Source organism: Labrys sp. LIt4 (assembly GCF_017813775.1).
Classification (GTDB): Bacteria; Pseudomonadota; Alphaproteobacteria; order Rhizobiales; family Labraceae; genus Labrys; species Labrys okinawensis_A.
This window is the reverse complement of sequence record NZ_JAGIPY010000007.1, coordinates 196528-213949: the sequence shown is the minus strand read 5'-3', so window position 1 is coordinate 213949 and position 17422 is coordinate 196528. Positions and strand designations below refer to the sequence as shown.

15 protein-coding genes are annotated in these 17422 nt (G+C 64.5%); 8 read left to right on the top strand and 7 right to left on the bottom strand.

The annotated features are described in order from the left end of the window. Positions 1–15: 15 nt before the first annotated feature. The 7 genes from J8I29_RS15490 to J8I29_RS15460 all read left to right on the top strand — a co-directional run bounded on the left by J8I29_RS15490 (position 16) and on the right by J8I29_RS15460 (position 7202). Complete coding sequence (locus J8I29_RS15490) at positions 16–429, top strand: MarR family transcriptional regulator (RefSeq protein WP_105863846.1); 414 nt, start codon at positions 16–18, stop codon at positions 427–429. Positions 430–605: 176 nt separating this feature from the next. Next, positions 606–1562 carry a sugar-binding domain-containing protein gene (locus J8I29_RS15485; RefSeq protein WP_105863845.1) on the top strand — a complete coding sequence of 319 codons (957 nt, stop codon included), beginning with the start codon at positions 606–608 and terminating at the stop codon, positions 1560–1562. Positions 1563–1834: 272 nt separating this feature from the next. Continuing rightward, positions 1835–3091: a sugar ABC transporter substrate-binding protein gene (locus tag J8I29_RS15480; protein WP_105863951.1), complete on the top strand. Its 1257-nt coding sequence runs from the start codon at positions 1835–1837 to the stop codon at positions 3089–3091. Positions 3092–3343: 252 nt separating this feature from the next. Beyond that, positions 3344–4210, top strand: a complete 867-nt coding sequence (locus J8I29_RS15475) for a sugar ABC transporter permease (protein ID WP_105863844.1) — start codon at positions 3344–3346, stop codon at positions 4208–4210. Positions 4211–4213: 3 nt separating this feature from the next. Then, positions 4214–5044 carry a carbohydrate ABC transporter permease gene (locus J8I29_RS15470; RefSeq protein WP_105863843.1) on the top strand — a complete coding sequence of 277 codons (831 nt, stop codon included), beginning with the start codon at positions 4214–4216 and terminating at the stop codon, positions 5042–5044. A gap of 35 nt (positions 5045–5079) precedes the next feature. After that, positions 5080–6081 carry an ABC transporter ATP-binding protein gene (locus tag J8I29_RS15465; RefSeq protein ID WP_209432331.1) on the top strand — a complete coding sequence of 334 codons (1002 nt, stop codon included), beginning with the start codon at positions 5080–5082 and terminating at the stop codon, positions 6079–6081. A gap of 338 nt (positions 6082–6419) precedes the next feature. After that, a complete protein-coding gene (locus J8I29_RS15460; protein WP_105863841.1) occupies positions 6420–7202 on the top strand; it encodes an SDR family oxidoreductase in 783 nt (260 codons plus the stop codon). 209 nt (positions 7203–7411) lie between these two features. On the opposite strand, the gene J8I29_RS15455 is transcribed toward J8I29_RS15460, so the two are convergent. The 7 genes from J8I29_RS15455 to eda all read right to left on the bottom strand — a co-directional run bounded on the left by J8I29_RS15455 (position 7412) and on the right by eda (position 15636). Continuing rightward, a complete protein-coding gene (locus J8I29_RS15455) occupies positions 7412–8833 on the bottom strand; it encodes a mannose-1-phosphate guanylyltransferase/mannose-6-phosphate isomerase (protein WP_209432330.1) in 1422 nt (473 codons plus the stop codon). A 186-nt stretch (positions 8834–9019) separates the two neighbouring features. Further along, the gene (locus tag J8I29_RS15450) at positions 9020–10537 is read right to left on the bottom strand and encodes a DUF87 domain-containing protein (RefSeq protein ID WP_209432329.1); all 1518 of its coding nucleotides are present in this window, start codon (positions 10535–10537) and stop codon (positions 9020–9022) included. Positions 10538–11266: 729 nt separating this feature from the next. Continuing rightward, entirely contained in the window at positions 11267–12160 is an 894-nt protein-coding gene (locus tag J8I29_RS15445) for an SIS domain-containing protein (protein WP_105863838.1), read from the bottom strand. 41 nt (positions 12161–12201) lie between these two features. Next, positions 12202–13074, bottom strand: a complete 873-nt coding sequence (locus tag J8I29_RS15440) for an MBL fold metallo-hydrolase (protein WP_209432414.1) — start codon at positions 13072–13074, stop codon at positions 12202–12204. A gap of 4 nt (positions 13075–13078) precedes the next feature. Continuing rightward, positions 13079–14011 (bottom strand): NAD(P)-dependent oxidoreductase, encoded by a 933-nt coding sequence (locus J8I29_RS15435; RefSeq protein ID WP_209432328.1) that lies wholly within the window; start codon positions 14009–14011, stop codon positions 13079–13081. Positions 14012–14029: 18 nt separating this feature from the next. Continuing rightward, on the bottom strand, positions 14030–14983 hold the full coding sequence (locus tag J8I29_RS15430; protein WP_209432327.1) for a shikimate dehydrogenase: 954 nt from the start codon (positions 14981–14983) through the stop codon (positions 14030–14032). Next, positions 14980–15636 (bottom strand): bifunctional 4-hydroxy-2-oxoglutarate aldolase/2-dehydro-3-deoxy-phosphogluconate aldolase, encoded by a 657-nt coding sequence (gene eda / locus J8I29_RS15425; protein WP_209432326.1) that lies wholly within the window; start codon positions 15634–15636, stop codon positions 14980–14982. Before eda ends, J8I29_RS15430 begins: the two co-directional genes overlap by 4 nt. A gap of 244 nt (positions 15637–15880) precedes the next feature. On the opposite strand from eda, the gene J8I29_RS15420 reads away from it, so the two are divergent. After that, entirely contained in the window at positions 15881–17389 is a 1509-nt protein-coding gene (locus J8I29_RS15420; protein ID WP_209432325.1) for an FGGY family carbohydrate kinase, read from the top strand. Positions 17390–17422 lie beyond the last annotated feature (33 nt).

The window sequence follows — 17422 nt, the reverse complement described above, 5'->3', positions numbered from 1 at the left end:
TCTGCTTGGAATGCCATGACCGATTACAGACTGGACGATCAGATCGGCTTCATTCTGAGGCAAGTCTACCAGCGGCATGCCGTCCTGTTTTCCGACGGTCTCGGCGAGGACCTGACACCGATGCAATGGGCGGTGCTGGCCAAGCTCGCCGAACTCGGCACCTCCTCCCAAAATCTCCTGGGCCGGCTGACGGCCATGGACGTCGCGACCGTCAAGGGCGTGGTCGAGCGCCTGTCCCGCCGGGGCCTGATCGAAACCAGGCCGGATGAAGAGGATCGCCGCCGGCTCGTCCTCTCCCTGTCCGCTTCGGGTGAGGCGCTCTATGCGCAACTGGTGGCGAAGGCCTCCGCCGTCACCGATCTCACGCTGGCGCCGCTGGACGAGGCCGAGCGCAGCACGCTGCGCTCGCTATTGGACAAGCTACGCTAACCTCCTCCCCCGATGCCGGAATCATCTCCATCGAGGCCGGGATCGAGCGCCCCGGAATTAAAATCGTACCGCCGCTCGACGCAGAGGCTTGCGCCGCTACCCGATGAATGCATTCTAGGTTATAAATCTGGGCGTTCGCAACCAGCCTGGGCAAATACTCGGAGGGATGGGACATTATGAGCGACCTCGGAGACCTGCAGAACCGCAAGCTCGATCTCGCCACCCGTGCGGCCTGGCTCTACTATATCGACGGGGCGACCCAAGACGAGATCGCCGCCCAATTCGATATTTCACGCCAGAGCGTGCAGCGCCTGGTCGCGCTGGCCGTGTCGGAGCGGGTCATCGAGTTCCGCATCCAGAGTCCCATCGCCGAATGCACGGCCCTGGCCAAGCAGTTGCGTGAAAGCTACGGCCTGACCATCTGCGAGGTGGTACCGAATGGCTTGCACGACCCGCTGGCGGCCGTGGGGCTCGCCGCCGCGCAGATCCTCGAAACTCAGTTCGGCCAACGCGGTTCGGGCGTTTTCGGCTTTTCCACCGGCCGAACCTTGCTGCGCATGGTCCGCGAGATCTCCGCCAAGCCGCGGCCCGACCTCAAAATGGTGTCGATCGTCGGCAACGCCGCCCGCGACGGCTGCGTCAGTCCGTTCGAAATCGCCATGCGCCTGGCGGACAAGCTCGACGCCAAATGCTACCCGCTGCAAATGCCGGTGCTCGCCGATACGATCGAGCATTGCCAGGCCCTGAGAAGCCAGCCGGTGCACGCCATGCTGCAGGGCCTGGTGGAGACGGCGCGGGCCGTCTATGTCGGCGTCAGCGACGTCAGTTACGGCTCTCCGATCCACCAGGACGGCTTCGTGCTGGAATCGGAAATGCATTATCTGATCGAGAACGGCGCCATCGGCGAGATCGCCGCCTGGCCTTTCGACCGCAACGGCCGCATCCTGCAGAACGACTACACCGAGCGCCTGCCCGGCTTCCGTCCGGACCGGCTGGCGCGCCTCGTGCCGGTGGTCGGCGTCGCCGCCGGCCAGCGCAAGATCGCCCCGATCCGCGCCGCCCTGAAGGGCGACCTGCTTTCCGGCCTGATCACCGACGAACAGACGGCTGCGGCACTGCTCGAACAGACCTGACCCTGCCCAAAAAATCGAAAATCGCCCAACGCGTGGACCCTTTCCGCGCGCGCTGGCGCCTGCCTGCCCCATGGGCGCAATCCCGACGCATGAGACAGCTTGACAATGGGTCACGCTATTGAGAATATGCCCGTGCATTGGGCGTCTGCCCACGCCCAAAAGCCGTGTCAAGCGGTGTGCATTTTTAACGGGAGGTTCTGGTGCAAACGGCAAAATCACTGATTTCGCTTGCAGGCGCGCTTGCCTGCGGCGTTTCCCTCGCCTGGTCCTCGATGGCCGGCGCTGCCGAGACGTTGACGATCGCCACGGTGAACAATGGCGACATGGTCCGGATGCAGAAGCTTTCGGAGGATTTCACCAAGGCCAATCCGGATATCACGCTGAACTGGGTCACCCTCGAGGAGAATGCCCTGCGCGAGAAGGTGACGACCGATATCGCCACCAAGGCCGGCCAGTTCGACATCCTCACCATCGGCACCTATGAAGTGCCGATCTGGGCCAAGAAGGGCTGGCTGGTCTCGCTCGACAAGCTCGGCGACAATTATGACGCCAATGACCTGATCAAGCCGATCCGCGACGGCCTGACCTATGAAGGCAAGCTCTACGCCGCTCCCTTCTACGGCGAGTCCTCGATGATCATGTATCGCAAGGACCTGTTCGAGAAGGCCGGGCTGAAGATGCCCGACAGCCCGACCTGGGACTTCGTGGCGGATGCCGCCAAGAAGCTGAAGACCGCCGACACCTACGGCATCTGCCTGCGTGGCAAGGCCGGCTGGGGCGAGAACATGGCCTTCCTCACCGCCATGTCCAATTCCTTCGGCGCCCGCTGGTTCGACGAGAAGTGGGCTCCCCAGTTCGACCAGCCCGAATGGAAGGCAACGCTCACCTTCTATGTGAACCTGCTCAAGGAAGCCGGCCCGCCCGACGCTTCCTCCAACGGTTTCAACGAGAACCTCACCCTGTTCAACCAGGGTAAATGCGCCATGTGGATCGACGCCACGGTGGCCGCCGGTTTCGTGACGGATCCCAAGCAGTCGACCGTGTCCGACAAGGTCGGCTTCGCCCTCGCCCCCAATACCGGCCTGGGCAAGAACGCCAACTGGCTGTGGGCCTGGTCGCTGGCCGTGCCGGCCGGTTCCCAGAAGGTGGAAGCCGCCGAGAAGTTCATCGCCTGGGCAACCAGCAAGGACTATTCGGCCCTGGTTGCCAAGACCGAGGGCAATTGGGCCGCGGCACCTCCGGGAACCCGCACCTCGCTCTACAACAATCCCGACTATCAGAAGGCTGCGCCCTTCGCCAAGCTGACGCTGGATTCGATCATGTCGGCCGATCCGACCCATCCGACCGTCAAGCCGGTGCCCTATGTCGGCGTGCAGTTCGTGGCCATTCCCGAGTTCCAGGGCATGGGCACCTCGGTGGGCCAGCAATTCTCCGCGGCGCTGGCCGGTTCTGCCTCGATCGACGATGCCCTCGCGGCATCGCAGAAGCTGGTGACCCGGACCATGACCAAGGCCGGCTACATCAAATGACCCCTTCCTCCCGGGACGGGGCTCACCGCCCCTCCTGAAACTTGGCTGTCCCGGCTCTTCATCACCGGGACAGCCCCCTTTCAAAGACCTGAACGAAAGCGTCTTGCGCTTCGTGGAGATCGCCGGGATCTTGCGCGATCCCCAGAAACGCCAGGACGCATCAAGGCAAAGAACCAGATCAAATAGGCGTTCGAGCCTGAACGCGCTTTGCTCAGGAACATTCAAGATTTGGTCTGTGGGGAGGACCTCAAGATGGCAACGCAGCAGACGCGTGTGCTCGCCAGGGTGGCCGTAGCACCCTCGGTCATCATGCTCTTCATTTGGATGATCGTTCCGCTCGTCCTGACGATCTATTACTCGCTGAACAACTATACGCTCGACGATCCGACGAATTTCTACTGGAACAGCTTCGGGAACTACACCTACTTCCTGACAGACCCCACCTTCTTCAAGTCACTGGGCGTTTCGCTGCTGATCGTCGGCTCCGTGCTTGCCATCACCATCGTCGGGGGCATCCTGATCGCCCTCCTGATGGATCAGCCCTTCGCCGGCCAGGGCATCGTGCGCCTGATGGTGCTGGCGCCGTTCTTCGTGATGCCGACCGTGGCCGCGCTGATCTGGAAGAACCTGTTCATGAACGCCGACGGCGGCATGCTGACCTGGGTGTCGCAGGTGCTCCACCTGCCGGTGGTCGTCTGGTTCACCAACTGGCCGCTCCTGTCGATCATCATCATCGTGGCCTGGCAATGGCTGCCCTTCGCCACGCTGATCCTGCTCACCGCCATCCAGTCCCTGGACGAGGAGCAGAAGGAAGCCTCCCAGCTCGACGGCGCCAAGCCGCTTTCCTACTTCTTCTACATCGTGCTGCCGCATCTCTCGCGCGCCATCACGGTGGTGATCCTGATCGAAACCATCTTCCTCCTCAACATCTTCGCCGAGATCAAGGTCACCACCAATGGCAGCCTGAACACGGCCAACCTGCCCTTCCTGGTCTATCTCACCGAAGCGGGCGACCACGATATCGGAGCGGCCTCGGCCGGCGCACTGGTCGCCGTGGTGCTGGCCAATATCGTCGCCTTCTTCCTCGTCCGCATGATCGGCAAGAATCTGGAGGCTTGAGCCATGGCACGCGCAGTTTCCACCCGGCGCAAGGTCGCCGTCACGACCGCCGCCTGGATCGTTGGCTTCCTGATCTTCTTCCCGATCCTGTGGATGGTTATCACCAGCTTCAAGACGGAAGGCGAAGCGGGCATCCTGCCGCCCAAATTCGTCTTCTTCGAGTGGACGCTGGAGAATTACCGTAACATCTTCACGCAATCCAACTATGGCCGGGCCGCGCTCAACTCGATCTTCCTGTCGGTCGGCTCGACCCTGCTGGGCCTGATCTTCGCGGTTCCCGCAGCCTGGGCCATGGCCTTCGCGCCCGGCAAGCGCACCAAGGATCTCTTGATGTGGATGCTCTCCACCAAGATGATGCCGGCCGTCGGCGCCTTGATGCCGATCTTCCTGCTCTTCAACCGCTGGGGCCTGCTCGACAGCCGCTGGAGCGTGATGGTCGTCCTCTTCCTGCTCAACCTGCCGATCGTGGTGTGGATGCTCTACACCTATTTCAAGGAAATTCCCGGCGAGATCCTGGAAGCGGCCCGCATGGACGGCGCCTCGCTCTGGCGCGAGATCGTCTATGTGCTGACGCCGATGGCCGTCCCCGGCATCGCCTCCACGCTGTTGCTGAACACGATCCTGGCCTGGAACGAGGCTTTCTGGACGCTGAACCTGACCACCTTCGACGCCGCGCCGCTGCCGCAGTTCATCGCGGGCTATTCGGCCAAGATGGGGCTGTTCTGGGCCACGCTGTCAGCCGCCTCGACCCTCGCCATCCTGCCGATCGTGGTGCTCGGCTGGTTCTCACAAAAGCAACTCGTCCGCGGCCTGACCTTCGGCGCCGTGAAGTGACGAACAACAACATGTCAGAATGGGGAGCTGCGTAAATGGGCCGCTTCAATCTTCGCAATGTGCGCAAGGCCTTCGGTGAAGTCGTGATCATTCCCGATCTCGACCTCGACATCGAGGATGGCGAGTTCGTGGTCTTCGTCGGGCCTTCGGGCTGCGGCAAGTCGACCCTGCTGCGCCTGATCGCCGGCCTGGAGGACACCACCTCGGGCGAGATCAAGATCGACGGGGTCGACATGGCCCAGGCTCCGCCCTCCAAGCGAGGGCTGGCCATGGTGTTCCAGTCCTACGCGCTCTATCCGCATATGAGCGTGCGCAACAACATCGCCTTCGCCCTGAAGATGGCGGGCGAGAGCAAGGACGTCATCGACCAGAAGGTCGCCAAGGCGGCCGCTTCGCTCAATCTCACCAATTATCTCGACCGCAAGCCGCGCCAGCTCTCCGGCGGTCAGCGCCAGCGCGTCGCCATCGGCCGCGCCATCGTGCGCTCGCCCAAGGCCTTCCTGTTCGACGAGCCCCTGTCGAACCTCGACGCGGCGCTGCGCGTCAACATGCGCATCGAGATCTCGCAGCTCCACAAGGACCTGAAGACCACGATGATCTACGTCACCCACGACCAGGTCGAGGCCATGACCATGGCCGACAAGATCGTGGTGCTCAATGCCGGCAATGTGGAGCAGGTCGGCTCGCCGCTCCAGCTCTACAACAAGCCGAGGAACCTGTTCGTCGCCGGCTTCATCGGCTCGCCCAAGATGAACTTCCTGAAGGGCGGCGCGGCGGCGAATTACAACGCCACCACCATCGGCATCCGTCCCGAGCATCTCAACCTGTCCGCCACCGAGGGACAGTGGAAGGGCAAGATCTCGATTTCCGAACATCTGGGCTCGGACACCTTCTTCTATGTCGATCTCGACGAGGGCACCCGTATCACCGCGCGGGCACCCGGCGAGTTCAGCCTGGGCACCGGTGACATCATCTATCTCACCCCCCAGCCCGACCGCCTGCATCGCTTCGACGACAAGGGCCTGTCCCTGGCCTGATTTTTGGGCGCATTTGCTCCGAAACTGGCCGAATGATTGTGGGCACCCCGACCTTTATCATCACCGGGCTCGTCCCGGTGATCCAGGTGCCAGGATCCCGACGGATTGCGGTATCTGGATGCCCGGGAACAGGCCCGGGCATGACAAGGAACTGAGCTCTTCAGGGCCTTGATGCGCATTTGAGCAACCTCCTCGCCCGCCGCCTAAATGGTATGGCCACTGCAGGATTGACTTCGTCGAATCACCGTGCCGCATTAGATTGAACCCAGCTGCACGGGCTTTTGTCCTGTTTGCAAAATCGATGCAGCAAACGGGAGCGACGCATGAAAGGATCCGCGATGTATAAGAAGAAACTCGATCTCACGGGCCGCCACGCCCTGGTCACGGGCGGCGGGCGCGGCATAGGCCTGGCCTGCGCTGAAGCCCTGGCCGAGTTCGGAGCCGAGGTCGTCATCGCCGATTTCGACATGAAGGTCGCGGCGGAAGGGCAGGCAGCCCTGGCTGCCAAGGGCTATAAGACCGAAACGGTGCAGATGGATGTCACCAAATCCGCCGAAGTGACCCGCGTGGCCGACGAACTCGCCGCCAAGGGCCGCGCCGTCGAGATCCTGGTCAACAATGCCGGTATCGCCCGCTCCATGACACCGGCCGAGGACGTCGCCGACGAACATTGGCTCAACGTCCTCGACGTCAATCTCAACGGCGTGTTCTGGTGCTGCCGCGCTTTCGGCAAGCACATGCTGGCAGCCAAGAAAGGCTCGATCGTCAATATCGGTTCGATGTCGGGCATCATCGTCAACAAGCCGCAGGAACAGTCCTACTACAACGCCTCCAAGGCCGGCGTGCACCACCTCACCAAATCGCTGGCGGCCGAATGGGGCTCGCGCGGCGTACGCGTCAATTCCGTCGCGCCCACCTATATCAACACGCCCCTGACCGCCTATGCGGCGGCCGATCCGGCCAATGCGGAGATGTTCAAGACCTGGCTCGAAATGACGCCGCAGGGGCGGATGGGTGAGCCGGAGGAAATCGCCTCCGCCGTGCAGTTCCTGGCATCCGACGCCGCCAGCCTGATGACCGGCTCGATCGTCGTGGTCGATGGCGGCTATACCTGCTGGTAGACGCCAAGAAAAAGGGAGGGGTGAGACCCCTCCCTTATATCGTTGCGACCTTATATCGGGCTTCGAAAAGATCGATCAGTCCGTCATTGCGAGCGCAGCGAAGCAATCCAGGCTTCATGCGGCATCAAGCGAATACCTCCCGGATTGCCGCCTCGCGCCGCTCCCCGCAATGACGCGACTTTGCAGGAACAAATAAACCCAACCGCGCCTCAGGATGCGGCGCGGTTGTAGATGTCCTCGATGCGGATGATGTCGTCCTCGCCGAGATAGGAACCCGTCTGCACTTCGATCAGTTCGAGTTCGATCTTGCCGGGATTCTCCAGCCGATGGGTGGAGCCGATCGGGATATAGATCGACTCGTTCTCATGCAGCGTCTTGATCTGGCCGTTGATGCTGACATTGGCGACGCCACGCACCACGATCCAGTGCTCGGAACGATGATGGTGCTTCTGCAGCGAGAGCTGTCCGCCGGGCTTGACCACGATGCGCTTGACCTGGTGGCGCGCACCGAGATCCAGCGACTTGTAGTGCCCCCAGGGCCTGAAGGACTGCAGGTGGTCCTGGGTCAGCCCGTTATGGCTCTGCTTGAGCTTCTCGACCAGCGCCTTGATGCCGGCCGCATCGTCTCGGCGGGCCACAAGCACGGCATCACCCGTGGTGATGACCGCAAGATCGTCCAGGCCGACCACGCAGACGAGCTGGCGCTCCGAGGATACCAGATTGTTGCGGGCATTGACGAACAAGGCTTCGCCCAGCATGGCATTGCCGGCTTCGTCCTGCGGCGAGAGCTCGCGCACCGCACCCCAGGAGCCGACATCCGACCAGTCGAAGCTGGCCGGTACCACGGCGGCAGCCTGGGTCTTTTCCATCACCGCATAGTCGACCGAACGCTTGCCGCAGCGGGCGAAGGCCTCGGCGTCGAGACGCAGGAAGCCGAGGTCGAGCTTGCCCTTGGCCACCGCCTCGTTCACCGCCTCGACGGTCTCCGGCTCGCAGCGGGCATATTCAGAGAGAAAGAAACCGGCCTCGAACAGGAAATTGCCGGAGTTCCACAGATAGCCTTCCCGCACATAGCGCGTGGCCGTCTCGGCATCGGGCTTTTCGACGAAGCGGCGCACCTTCATGACGCCGTCGGTCAAGGGCTCGCCGACTTCGATATAACCATAGCCGGTCGCGGGCTGGTTGGGCACCACGCCGAAAGTCACGATGCTTTTCTTGGCAGCGCCGCGCCTGGCTGCCACGCAGGCGGCACGGAAGCCTTCGATATCCCGCACGCGATGGTCGGCCGCCAGGGTCAGGACCGGCGTCTTGGCGCCGTCCCGCGCAGCGATGAAGGCCGCACCGGCAGCGATCGCCGGACCGGAATCGCGGGCTTCGGGCTCGAGCACGATATCGGCCTCGACCCCGATCGACAGCAATTGGTCGGCCACCAGGAAGCGATGATCCTGGTTGGTGACGATCACGGGCCGGCCGAAGACGTCGGCACCGCTCACACGCCGCATCGTTTCCTGGAAGGTGGAAAGATCACCGAACAAAGGCAGGAACTGCTTGGGCCGGCTGGCACGCGAGGCCGGCCACAACCGCGTTCCGGAGCCGCCGCAAACGATCAGGGGAACGATCTGGGTAGACATCATCCGCTCATGTTGAATTGGAGGAGCCATCAATGAATAGCTCTATGCCACAATTATAAGAGGAGACGCAGGAGATTTTCAGGCCTGCTTTGGTTTATCGCGCTCCTCTTATGAGCATGCGGACAAGCCTTTTCTAATACTTCGGGATAGTGCCGAGGTCTCCGGCGGCTAAGGGCTCGCCCTTTGTCACTCCGCGGCAGCCAGGCCATCCCGCGCCTGCACCGGACCGTTGGGATCGCCGGGAGCGGTTTCCCAGCCCAGGTCAGGAATCACCGCGATGCGGGCGCCGCGCATGTCGACGCGCGTCATCACGAAATCGGCATTCTGCAGATGGCGGATCTGACTGCGGGCGCGGCCGGCCGAATGGCTGCCGCAGCGCCTGGCGATCTCCGCATCCGGCGGGCATGGCAGCCCCGTCATCGCCGCTGCCGCCAGAATCAGGAACACGGGCTGGAGGTCGGCCGGCACCAGGCGGGCATGATCGAGCGCACGCTGCCATTGCTCCTGGTCGACAGTGTCGGGATCGAGACCGGCCCGGGCTGCGCTGAGCAGGAATTTGAACTCGGCCATGGCCGGCGGCGAGCCGCTCAGCCGCTCGATGCGGCAGCGTACGATGAAATCCTGGTAGAGCACGGCATCGGTGCGGAAGCTCGCATCCGGTTCCTGCATGATCGCAAAGGCGATGCGGGCGTGGGCCTGCTGCAGTTCGGCCGGCGGCATGGCCGGCAGGGTTTCCTCGCCCGTGGCCTCCGCCGGCCGCTCGCGCACGAGCTGTTCGAGGATCTCGGTGGTCGACATCGGCGGCGGCGTGACCGCTCGGCGCTCGGGACGGGGGCGCGGCGCCGCCATCGGCACCGGCGCCAGGATGAGATCGCGAGCAGCCTCGCCTCCCTCCGGCAGCGGCGTCAGCTTGGGTGTCGCCACCTTGGGGCGCGTCTCCACCGGCCCAACCTTGATGGGCAGCGGGCGACGGGACAAGGCCGGGCCGAGCGCGACGAACTGGCCGCGCTGCAGTTCCCGGAACGTCTCGGCCTGGCGCCGGTCGAGGCCGAGCAGATCGGCGGCGCGCGCCATGTCGATGTCGAGGAAGGTCCGGCCCATCAGGAAGTTGGACGCCTCGGCGGCGACGTTCTTGGCGAGCTTGGCCAGGCGCTGGGTGGCGATGATGCCGGCAAGGCCACGCTTGCGGCCGCGGCACATCAGATTGGTCATCGCGCCGAGCGAGACCTTGCGGGCCTCCTCCCCGACATCGCCGGAGGCGGCGGGCGCAAAGAGCTGGGCCTCGTCGACCACCACCAGCATGGGGAACCAGAAGTCGCGCTCGGCATCGAACAGGGCATTGAGGAAGGCAGCAGCGGCCTTCATCTGCATTTCGGCGTCGAGGCTCTCCAGCACCAGCACGGCCGAGACGCGATGCTGGCGCACGCGCTGGGCGATATGTTCGAGCTCGGCCAGGCTGCGTTCGCCGTCGATGACGACATGGCCGTAGCGGTCCGACAGGCTGGCGAACTCGCCTTCGGGGTCGATGATGACCTGCTGGACATGCGGCGCGCTCTGCTCGAGCAGCCGGCGCAGGAGATGCGATTTGCCGGAGCCGGAGTTGCCCTGCACCAGCAGGCGCGTGGCCAGCAATTCCTCGATGTCGAGCATTGCAGGCGCACTGCCGGCGGCAGACGCGACGCCCATCTCGATTTCGATCTTCATCTCAAACAGTGATTCCGGTTTCGTCCCAGCCATAGCGCCCCTGAGGGGCTGCTCACAACCCCCGCCCGCGCATGGGAGGGGATTTCCACATGCGGGCAATAACGCCCGGGTCCGTGCTCTTTCAGCAGCACTGCGCCCACAAAGGGTGGAGGCCGGACGGGGAGACTTGCTTTCGCCTTCCCCCTCGAAGAGGATGCCTTCGGGGGACGCTCCATCTCAATCGTGTGCACAATGAAGAAACTGGTGTTCGGTCTCGGCCTGCTTGTGATCGCGCCGCCACCGGCTCTCGCCGACAGCACCGCACCCAGCTGGAGCCGGCCGCCAGCAACCGTGGCCTCTGCCGAACTCCAGGGACCGTCGGACGGTAAATGGCGCCAGGCATGTGGAACCGCCCTCGTCCCCGTTCCCGCGTCAGGCATACATTTGACTGGGGAAGTGCATGTATCTCTATCCAGGATAGCGGCAACCAGGTTTCTTCACCGGGGAGAGAGATTTCTCGGCGTCCCAGCCAACCCGAAATATTTCGCCTATGACCGGTTCGGTATACTCGTCCATGATGGGGACTCCCTACAACGCTGGAGCGCCGTCGCGTCTCCCGCCATGAAGGTTCGAACAGGCGACTCCGTGACCATTGTCACCCGCCATCAGGACGATCGTCTGCCCTGCCATTTCATGCCGAACCTTGTGATCGCCGTCCGGCATAAAAAAGCATAGCGTCCCATAATCGCACTACTCACCGATGCGGTATTCGGCGAGTTTGCGCTTCATGGCCTGGAAGCGCCGGACATGGGCCTCGTCGCGGCGCAAGGCGATCGCGGTCGACAGCACGTCGATCACCACCAGTGCGGCGATGCGCGAAATGGTGGGCGTGTAGATGTTGGTGTTGTCGAGCGTCTCCACCAGCAAGGTCACGTCGCAATGGCTGGCGAGCGAGGTCTCGAACCCGGTCAGGCCGATGACCTTGGCCCCGTTTTCGCGCGCGGTGCGGGCCACTTCGATGATCGAGCGCGTGCGCCCGGTGTGGGAGATCACCACCGCGACATCGCCCGGCTTCATCATCGAGGCCACCATGATCTGCTGGTGGGTGTCGTGCTGGGCACCGCAGGGCACGCCGAACAACGGGAATTTCTGCTGGGCATCGCGGGCCACCACGCCCGAAGCTCCGAGGCCGAAGAATTCGATGGCCCTCGCCTTTTCCAGGATGTCGATCGCCAGGGCGAGGGCAGCCTTGTCGAGATGGTGGCGCGCCCAGTCGAGGCTGGTGATGGTGTAGTCGAAGATCTTCTCGACCACGGTTTCCGGCGTATCGGTGCCGAGCAGCACAGAATGCGTGGCCGGCGTGCCCAGCGCCAGGCTCTGGGCCAGGCGCAGCTTGAAATCCTGGAAGCCGTTGCAGCCGATGGCGGCGCAGAAGCGGATGACCGTGGGCTCGCTCACCCCGGCAGCGAGCGCCGTCTCCGCCACCGTGGCATTCAGGATGCGCTGGGGGTCGGCCAGAATGAGTTCGGCCACCTTGCGGTCGGACTTGCGCAAATCGCCCAAGGTCAGCCGGATCACCTCGAGCACGTTCTGGATCGTGGTGCGAGGCCCGGGCTGAGATGCGGTCTGATCCGGCAAGGTCATCAACGGCTTCCCTTTCTGGCTCCCTCTTCGGATCGGAGGGCTCAGCCCGCCGTTCCGGCCGGGCCTATCAGCCTATACTCGATTCCCGTCCTGGCCCGAAGCAGCCGGGTCGGCCCCGCCATCGCCATGGCCTTTGCATCGATCCGCTCGGGTGCGAGCGTGTTGAAGGCAAAGAGGCCGTAGTGGTGCGCAAGCATAGCCGGGATGCCGCAGGCCGAAGCCAGTTCCACGGCCTCCTCCAGGGTGAAATTGCCGGCAATGCCGGCAGCAGCCAAGGCGGGCGAACGGCCATTGACCGGCAGCAGCGCCAGATCGGCCGCCAGAGCCCGCACCTCTTCGATTTGTCCCGCAAAAGGAATGGTATCGCCGGAATGGAAGACGCGGATGCCGTTCACGCCGAGGGCATAGCCGAGAAAGAGATGGCGGCCCTGCTCATCGCGCTGCAATTCCTCGTGGGCAGCCCGCACGGCGCTCACCTCGATCCCCTGGTCGAGCACGAGGGTTTCGCCGGCATCCATGCCGATGAAACGTTCGGGGCCGAGGCCGGTCCTGTCTTGCGCCAGTATCAGCGAGGCCTTGGGCACCACCAGGCGCAATTGCGCAAAGCGCCGGGCCAGCGGGGCCAATGTCGCCGCGTCGAGGTGATCGGTGTGATGATGCGTGCAAAGGATGAAATCGAGCGGCGGCAGCTCGTCGATCTCGATCGGCGGCGGCATCATGCGCTCATGCGAAGGGCCGCGATCGCGATATTTCTCAGCCAGGGAGTTTGAGAGATAGGGGTCGATCAGCAGGCGGTGACGGCCGCTGTCGAGGAGGAAGCCGGCCTGCCCGAGCCAATAGAGCGAGAGGCCGGCCTCCGGCCGGTTCGCGAGCCTTCCCACGAGCGGGCCGGCGAAGGGCAGGACCTCCAGCATCACTTCATGCCCTCCCCTGCAGGGCATCCATCAGGTTGGCGATGGCGACCTCGGTGGCCCGGTCGACGCTTTCCTGGGTGAAACCGCCGATATGGCTGGTGGCGATCACCCGGGCGTGGCCGGCGAGAGCGAGATTTGCCGGCGGCTCTTCCTGGAAGACATCGGTGGCATAGCAGCCGATACGCCCCTCCTCGAGCGCTTCGAGCAAGGCCGCCTCGTCCACCAGCGACGACCGGGCGGTGTTGATCAGCACCGCGCCCCGCCGCATGGCCGCGAACTCTCCGGCGCCCAGGAGCGGCCGGCCGTCCGCAGGTGCCGGACAATGCAGCGTGACGACATCGGCCGCCGCCAGCATGTCCGATATCTCGACCCAGCGCAGGCTGTCCGCTTCGACATTCACGGGAGGACGCTGCGGATCATAGGCGAGGATCTCGGCCCCGAGCGCGGCGGCCAGGCGCGCCACCTCGGCGCCGATCGCGCCACAGCCGACCACGCCCACCTTGCGCCCCCGGATCTCGGCGCCGATCCGGCGCGGCCAGTTCCCCTGCTTGATGCCGGCATCGCAGAGGGGGATCTGGCGGAGCGCCGCGAAGATCAGGCCGATGGCCAGTTCGGCCACACCGGCCGCATTGGCGCCGGCGGCGATGCGCACGGCGATCTTGCGCGCGAGCAGCGTGTCGATCGGCAGGTTGTCGGTTCCGGTGCCGTTGCGGCTGATCGCCCGGAGCGAACCCGCCGCGGCGATGACGCGCGGCGAGATCTTCTCCACGCCTGCCAGCCAGCCGGTCACACCCGGCACGAGGGCGAGCAGTTCCTCCTCGTCCGGCAATTTGCCGGGCGCCGGCATGATGATCTCATGGCCCTGTTTCCTCAGGCGCTCGACCAGGGGATGGGCCGTCGCCGTCAGCGACCGCGGCGTGACCAGGATGCGTTCCATGTCTTCAACTCTTCGTCTTCATCCCCTGGAGGCGGCGATGGCGATCTCGCCCAGCCGCTCGAAGGACGGGCCGGAGGTCGGGATCTCGATGTCGAAAACCTCGGCGATTACCTGCGTCCAGCCATGCAGGAAATAGGTCCAGCCATCCTCGATCTGAAGATGGCGCGCTGCCTGCTGGCGCCGGGCCTGGTCGAGGAAGACGAGGTCGCCGCGATAGTTGAGGTCCCACACGATCGCGCGTTCGGGAAAGACCACGGCGTCGGTGAGCGGCGAGCCGGGCGCGTCCTTGCCGAGGCCGGTGGCATTGATCACCACCGAGCCTGGCTTGAGGCCGGCGGTGACGGCATCATTGTCGGCCGCATGGGGCGCGAGCACATAGTCGACCGGCACCGGCATGCCGATTTCCTGGTGGATGCGCCGGATCTCGTCGAGGCGCGGCTGGCTGCGATTGGAAACCACGATGCGCGACGGCCGGTCTGCGCCCCGTGCCTCGCGCACCATGTGCCAGGTCAGGGCAATGGTGGAGCCGCCCGCTCCCATCGAGAAGAGCTCGGCGCCGGTGCGCTCGAAATGTCCCTTGGGAATGAAATTGTCGAGGGCGAGCCCGGAGGAGATCGGGTCCTTGGCGTGACAGATTAGGCGCCCGTCGCGCTTGGACAGGCAGCTCGTCTCCTCCATGCGCAGGGCGAAATCGTCGACCTCGTCGAACAGGTCCCGGCAGGCCTTGTAGAGGTCGATCTTGTGGGTGGTGACCAGCGCCCCCAGCGAATTGGGATCGGCCTTGATGAAGGCGACCGCTTCGCGATAGGCGGCCGGATCGGCATGGAGGGGAAAATCGATGCCCTTGATCACCGCATTCTTCAGGCCCAGATGCTCCGCCCAGGCCGGGAAGACCCGCATGATCGAGCTTTTGGTGGTGGTTACGCCGATGAAATAGAGCGTCGGCTGGGTCGCCGGCTGATAGATGCTCATGCCGCGCCCGCCCGGATCGCCTTGACGCGCTCGACGGCGGCCTTCGCCTTGGCGGTAATCTCCGCAAACTTGCCGCCGCTGATGTCTTCGGGCTTGGCGATCCAGGTGCCACCGACGGCCGCGACGAAGCGATGCTTGAGCCAGTCGCCCATCGTCTCCAGCGTGACGCCACCGGTCGGGATGAAGCGAACGCCCAGATGATTGAAGGGCGCGGCGATGCCTTCCAGTGCCTTCGGCCCGCCGGCGACGCCGGCCGGGAAGAACTTGCACAGGCGCAGGCCGGCGCGTGTGGCCGCGGTGAGATCCGTCGGCGTCATGATGCCGGGGGCGAAGGGCAGGCCGATCGCCTTGGCGGCGGCAACGATCTCCGCATCGAAGCCGGGGGACAGGGCGAAGCTCGCGCCATTGTCCTTGCAGGCCTGGACCGATTCCAGATCCAGCACCGTTCCGGCACCGGCCAGGAAGTCCGGCCTCTGGTCGCGCAGGATGGCCAGGACTTCGGCGGCCGCCTTGGTGCGGAAGGTGATTTCGGCAATCGGCAGGCCACCGGCCGTCAGGGCGTCGGCCAACGCGACCGCGTCGGCGGGATTGTCGATCGCGATGACCGGCACCACGCCGATCGCCTCGATCCGCTCAATGGGGTTGGTGGCCATGTCTGCGCTCTCCTCAAGGCTTGCCGATGGCATCGGCATGGGTGTCAATTTTGTAGCAATGCTACATATTCACTCCGATATCGGCAAGACGCTTCGGCCATTTTATTGCAATGCAGCATAAATATGCCGGAATTTTCAGTTGACCGGCTGGGAAACGTGTAGCATCACTCCAAAAAACATGGGAGCAGGGCGGCCCGCCATACCCGCCCGCTCCCTTTTTGAAGAGCAGGCCGAGGACACACCCATGACGCAGGATCTCATCCTGGCCATCGATGTCGGAACCGGCAGCGCCCGCGCAGCCCTGGTCGAGATCGGCAACGGCGCCATCCTGGAGATCGCCGCCAGCGAATATGACCAGATCGTACCGGCTTTCGGCTGGTCGGAACAGCGTCCCGCCGACTGGTGGGCGGGCACCGTCTCCGCCATCCGCACCGTGCTCGAGCGGCAGGACGGCGCCGCCGCCAGGATCCAGGCCGTCGCCGCCTGCGGCCAGATGCATGGCACCGTGCTGGTCGACAGCCATGGCAATCCGACACGCGATACCGCCCCCTTGTGGAATGACAAGCGCACGGCGGGCCTTGTGGCGTTCTTTGAGCGGGACAACCCACCCGCCTCCTATCTTTCCGAAAGCGGCAACCCGCCGACGCCGGCCTGGCCTGGCTTCAAGCTCGCCTGGCTGCGCGACAACGATCCGCAAGCCTATCGCACCGCCGCGACGGTGCTGATGCCGAAGGACTACATCAATCTGCGGCTCACCGGCGAGATCGCCATGGACGAGGGCGACGCCTCCTGCAGCTTCCTAATGAACCCGGCGAGCGGAAGCTGGTCCGCCGCGATGATCGACCGCCTTGGTCTCGACGCCGCCAAGCTGCCGCCGATCCGCTCGCCGCTCGACATTCTCGGCCGCATCACCGCCAGCGCCGCCCTGGAGACCGGCCTTGCCGAGGGTACGCCCGTCCTGGTCGGCGGAGCCGACTACCCCGTTGCGGTGCTCGGCTCGGGCGTCGTCCATCCCGGCACGGCGTCGGATGTGATGGGCACCTCCTCCATCATCACCTTGGTGACGGGCGAACCGCTGCTCGATCCCGAGATCTGCAATGTCCGCACCGTCGAGGGTCATTGGGGTCCCTTCACCCTGCTGGAGACCGGCGGCGATGCCATGCGCTGGGCCCGCCGCGCCTTTCATGAGAAGGCCCTCTCCTATGGCGACATCGTCGCCAAGGCCGCCGAGGCCCCGGCCGGGGCCGAAGGTCTGTTCTTCCTGCCTTTCCTGGCCGGCGAGCGGCTCGGCGCCCACCGCAATGCCCGCGCCCAGTTCTTCGGCATCGGCGCCAAGCATGGCCTCGCCCATCTCCACCGCGCCACGCTGGAAGGCGTGGCCTTCGCGGTCAACCGCCATATCCGCGTGATGGAAGCCTCCACCGGCCAGAAGCTCGAGCGCGTGGTCGCTTCCGGCGGCGGCGCCAAGACAGAACTCTGGCTCAAGATCAAGGCGAGCGCCTACAACGTACCGATCCTGGTGCCCGAGGAGACCGAATGCGGCCTCGTCGGCTGTGCGGCGATGGCCGCAACCGCGCTCGGACGTTTCGGCAAGGTCGAGGACGCGGTCGGCCATTTCGTGCGCTACAGCGCCGAAATCCTGCCCGACCCGGCCTGGGCCGAGACCTATGCCCGGATGCAGCCGGTGTTCGACCGCCTCTACCGCCATTCCCAGGCACTCTACGACGATCTCGACCGGCTGCAGCAGGCCTGAACCGCCGATCATCCCTTTCTCAAAATCGAAGGA

What these genes read in the sequence shown, in the direction of transcription:
- J8I29_RS15485 (WP_105863845.1), top strand. Translation starts at nt 606, where the DNA reads ATGAGCGACCTCGGAGACCTGCAGAACCGCAAGCTCGATCTCGCCACC.
- J8I29_RS15465 (WP_209432331.1), top strand. Translation starts at nt 5,080, where the DNA reads ATGGGCCGCTTCAATCTTCGCAATGTGCGCAAGGCCTTCGGTGAAGTC.
- J8I29_RS15430 (WP_209432327.1), bottom strand. Translation starts at nt 14,983, where the DNA reads ATGAGCATCTATCAGCCGGCGACCCAGCCGACGCTCTATTTCATCGGC.
- J8I29_RS15420 (WP_209432325.1), top strand. Translation starts at nt 15,881, where the DNA reads ATGACGCAGGATCTCATCCTGGCCATCGATGTCGGAACCGGCAGCGCC.
- J8I29_RS15440 (WP_209432414.1), bottom strand. Translation starts at nt 13,074, where the DNA reads ATGCTGGAGGTCCTGCCCTTCGCCGGCCCGCTCGTGGGAAGGCTCGCG.
- J8I29_RS15460 (WP_105863841.1), top strand. Translation starts at nt 6,420, where the DNA reads ATGTATAAGAAGAAACTCGATCTCACGGGCCGCCACGCCCTGGTCACG.
- J8I29_RS15475 (WP_105863844.1), top strand. Translation starts at nt 3,344, where the DNA reads ATGGCAACGCAGCAGACGCGTGTGCTCGCCAGGGTGGCCGTAGCACCC.
- eda (WP_209432326.1), bottom strand. Translation starts at nt 15,636, where the DNA reads ATGGCCACCAACCCCATTGAGCGGATCGAGGCGATCGGCGTGGTGCCG.
- J8I29_RS15490 (WP_105863846.1), top strand. Translation starts at nt 16, where the DNA reads ATGACCGATTACAGACTGGACGATCAGATCGGCTTCATTCTGAGGCAA.
- J8I29_RS15455 (WP_209432330.1), bottom strand. Translation starts at nt 8,833, where the DNA reads ATGTCTACCCAGATCGTTCCCCTGATCGTTTGCGGCGGCTCCGGAACG.
- J8I29_RS15480 (WP_105863951.1), top strand. Translation starts at nt 1,835, where the DNA reads ATGGCCGGCGCTGCCGAGACGTTGACGATCGCCACGGTGAACAATGGC.
- J8I29_RS15435 (WP_209432328.1), bottom strand. Translation starts at nt 14,011, where the DNA reads ATGGAACGCATCCTGGTCACGCCGCGGTCGCTGACGGCGACGGCCCAT.
- J8I29_RS15445 (WP_105863838.1), bottom strand. Translation starts at nt 12,160, where the DNA reads ATGACCTTGCCGGATCAGACCGCATCTCAGCCCGGGCCTCGCACCACG.
- J8I29_RS15470 (WP_105863843.1), top strand. Translation starts at nt 4,214, where the DNA reads ATGGCACGCGCAGTTTCCACCCGGCGCAAGGTCGCCGTCACGACCGCC.
- J8I29_RS15450 (WP_209432329.1), bottom strand. Translation starts at nt 10,537, where the DNA reads ATGAAGATCGAAATCGAGATGGGCGTCGCGTCTGCCGCCGGCAGTGCG.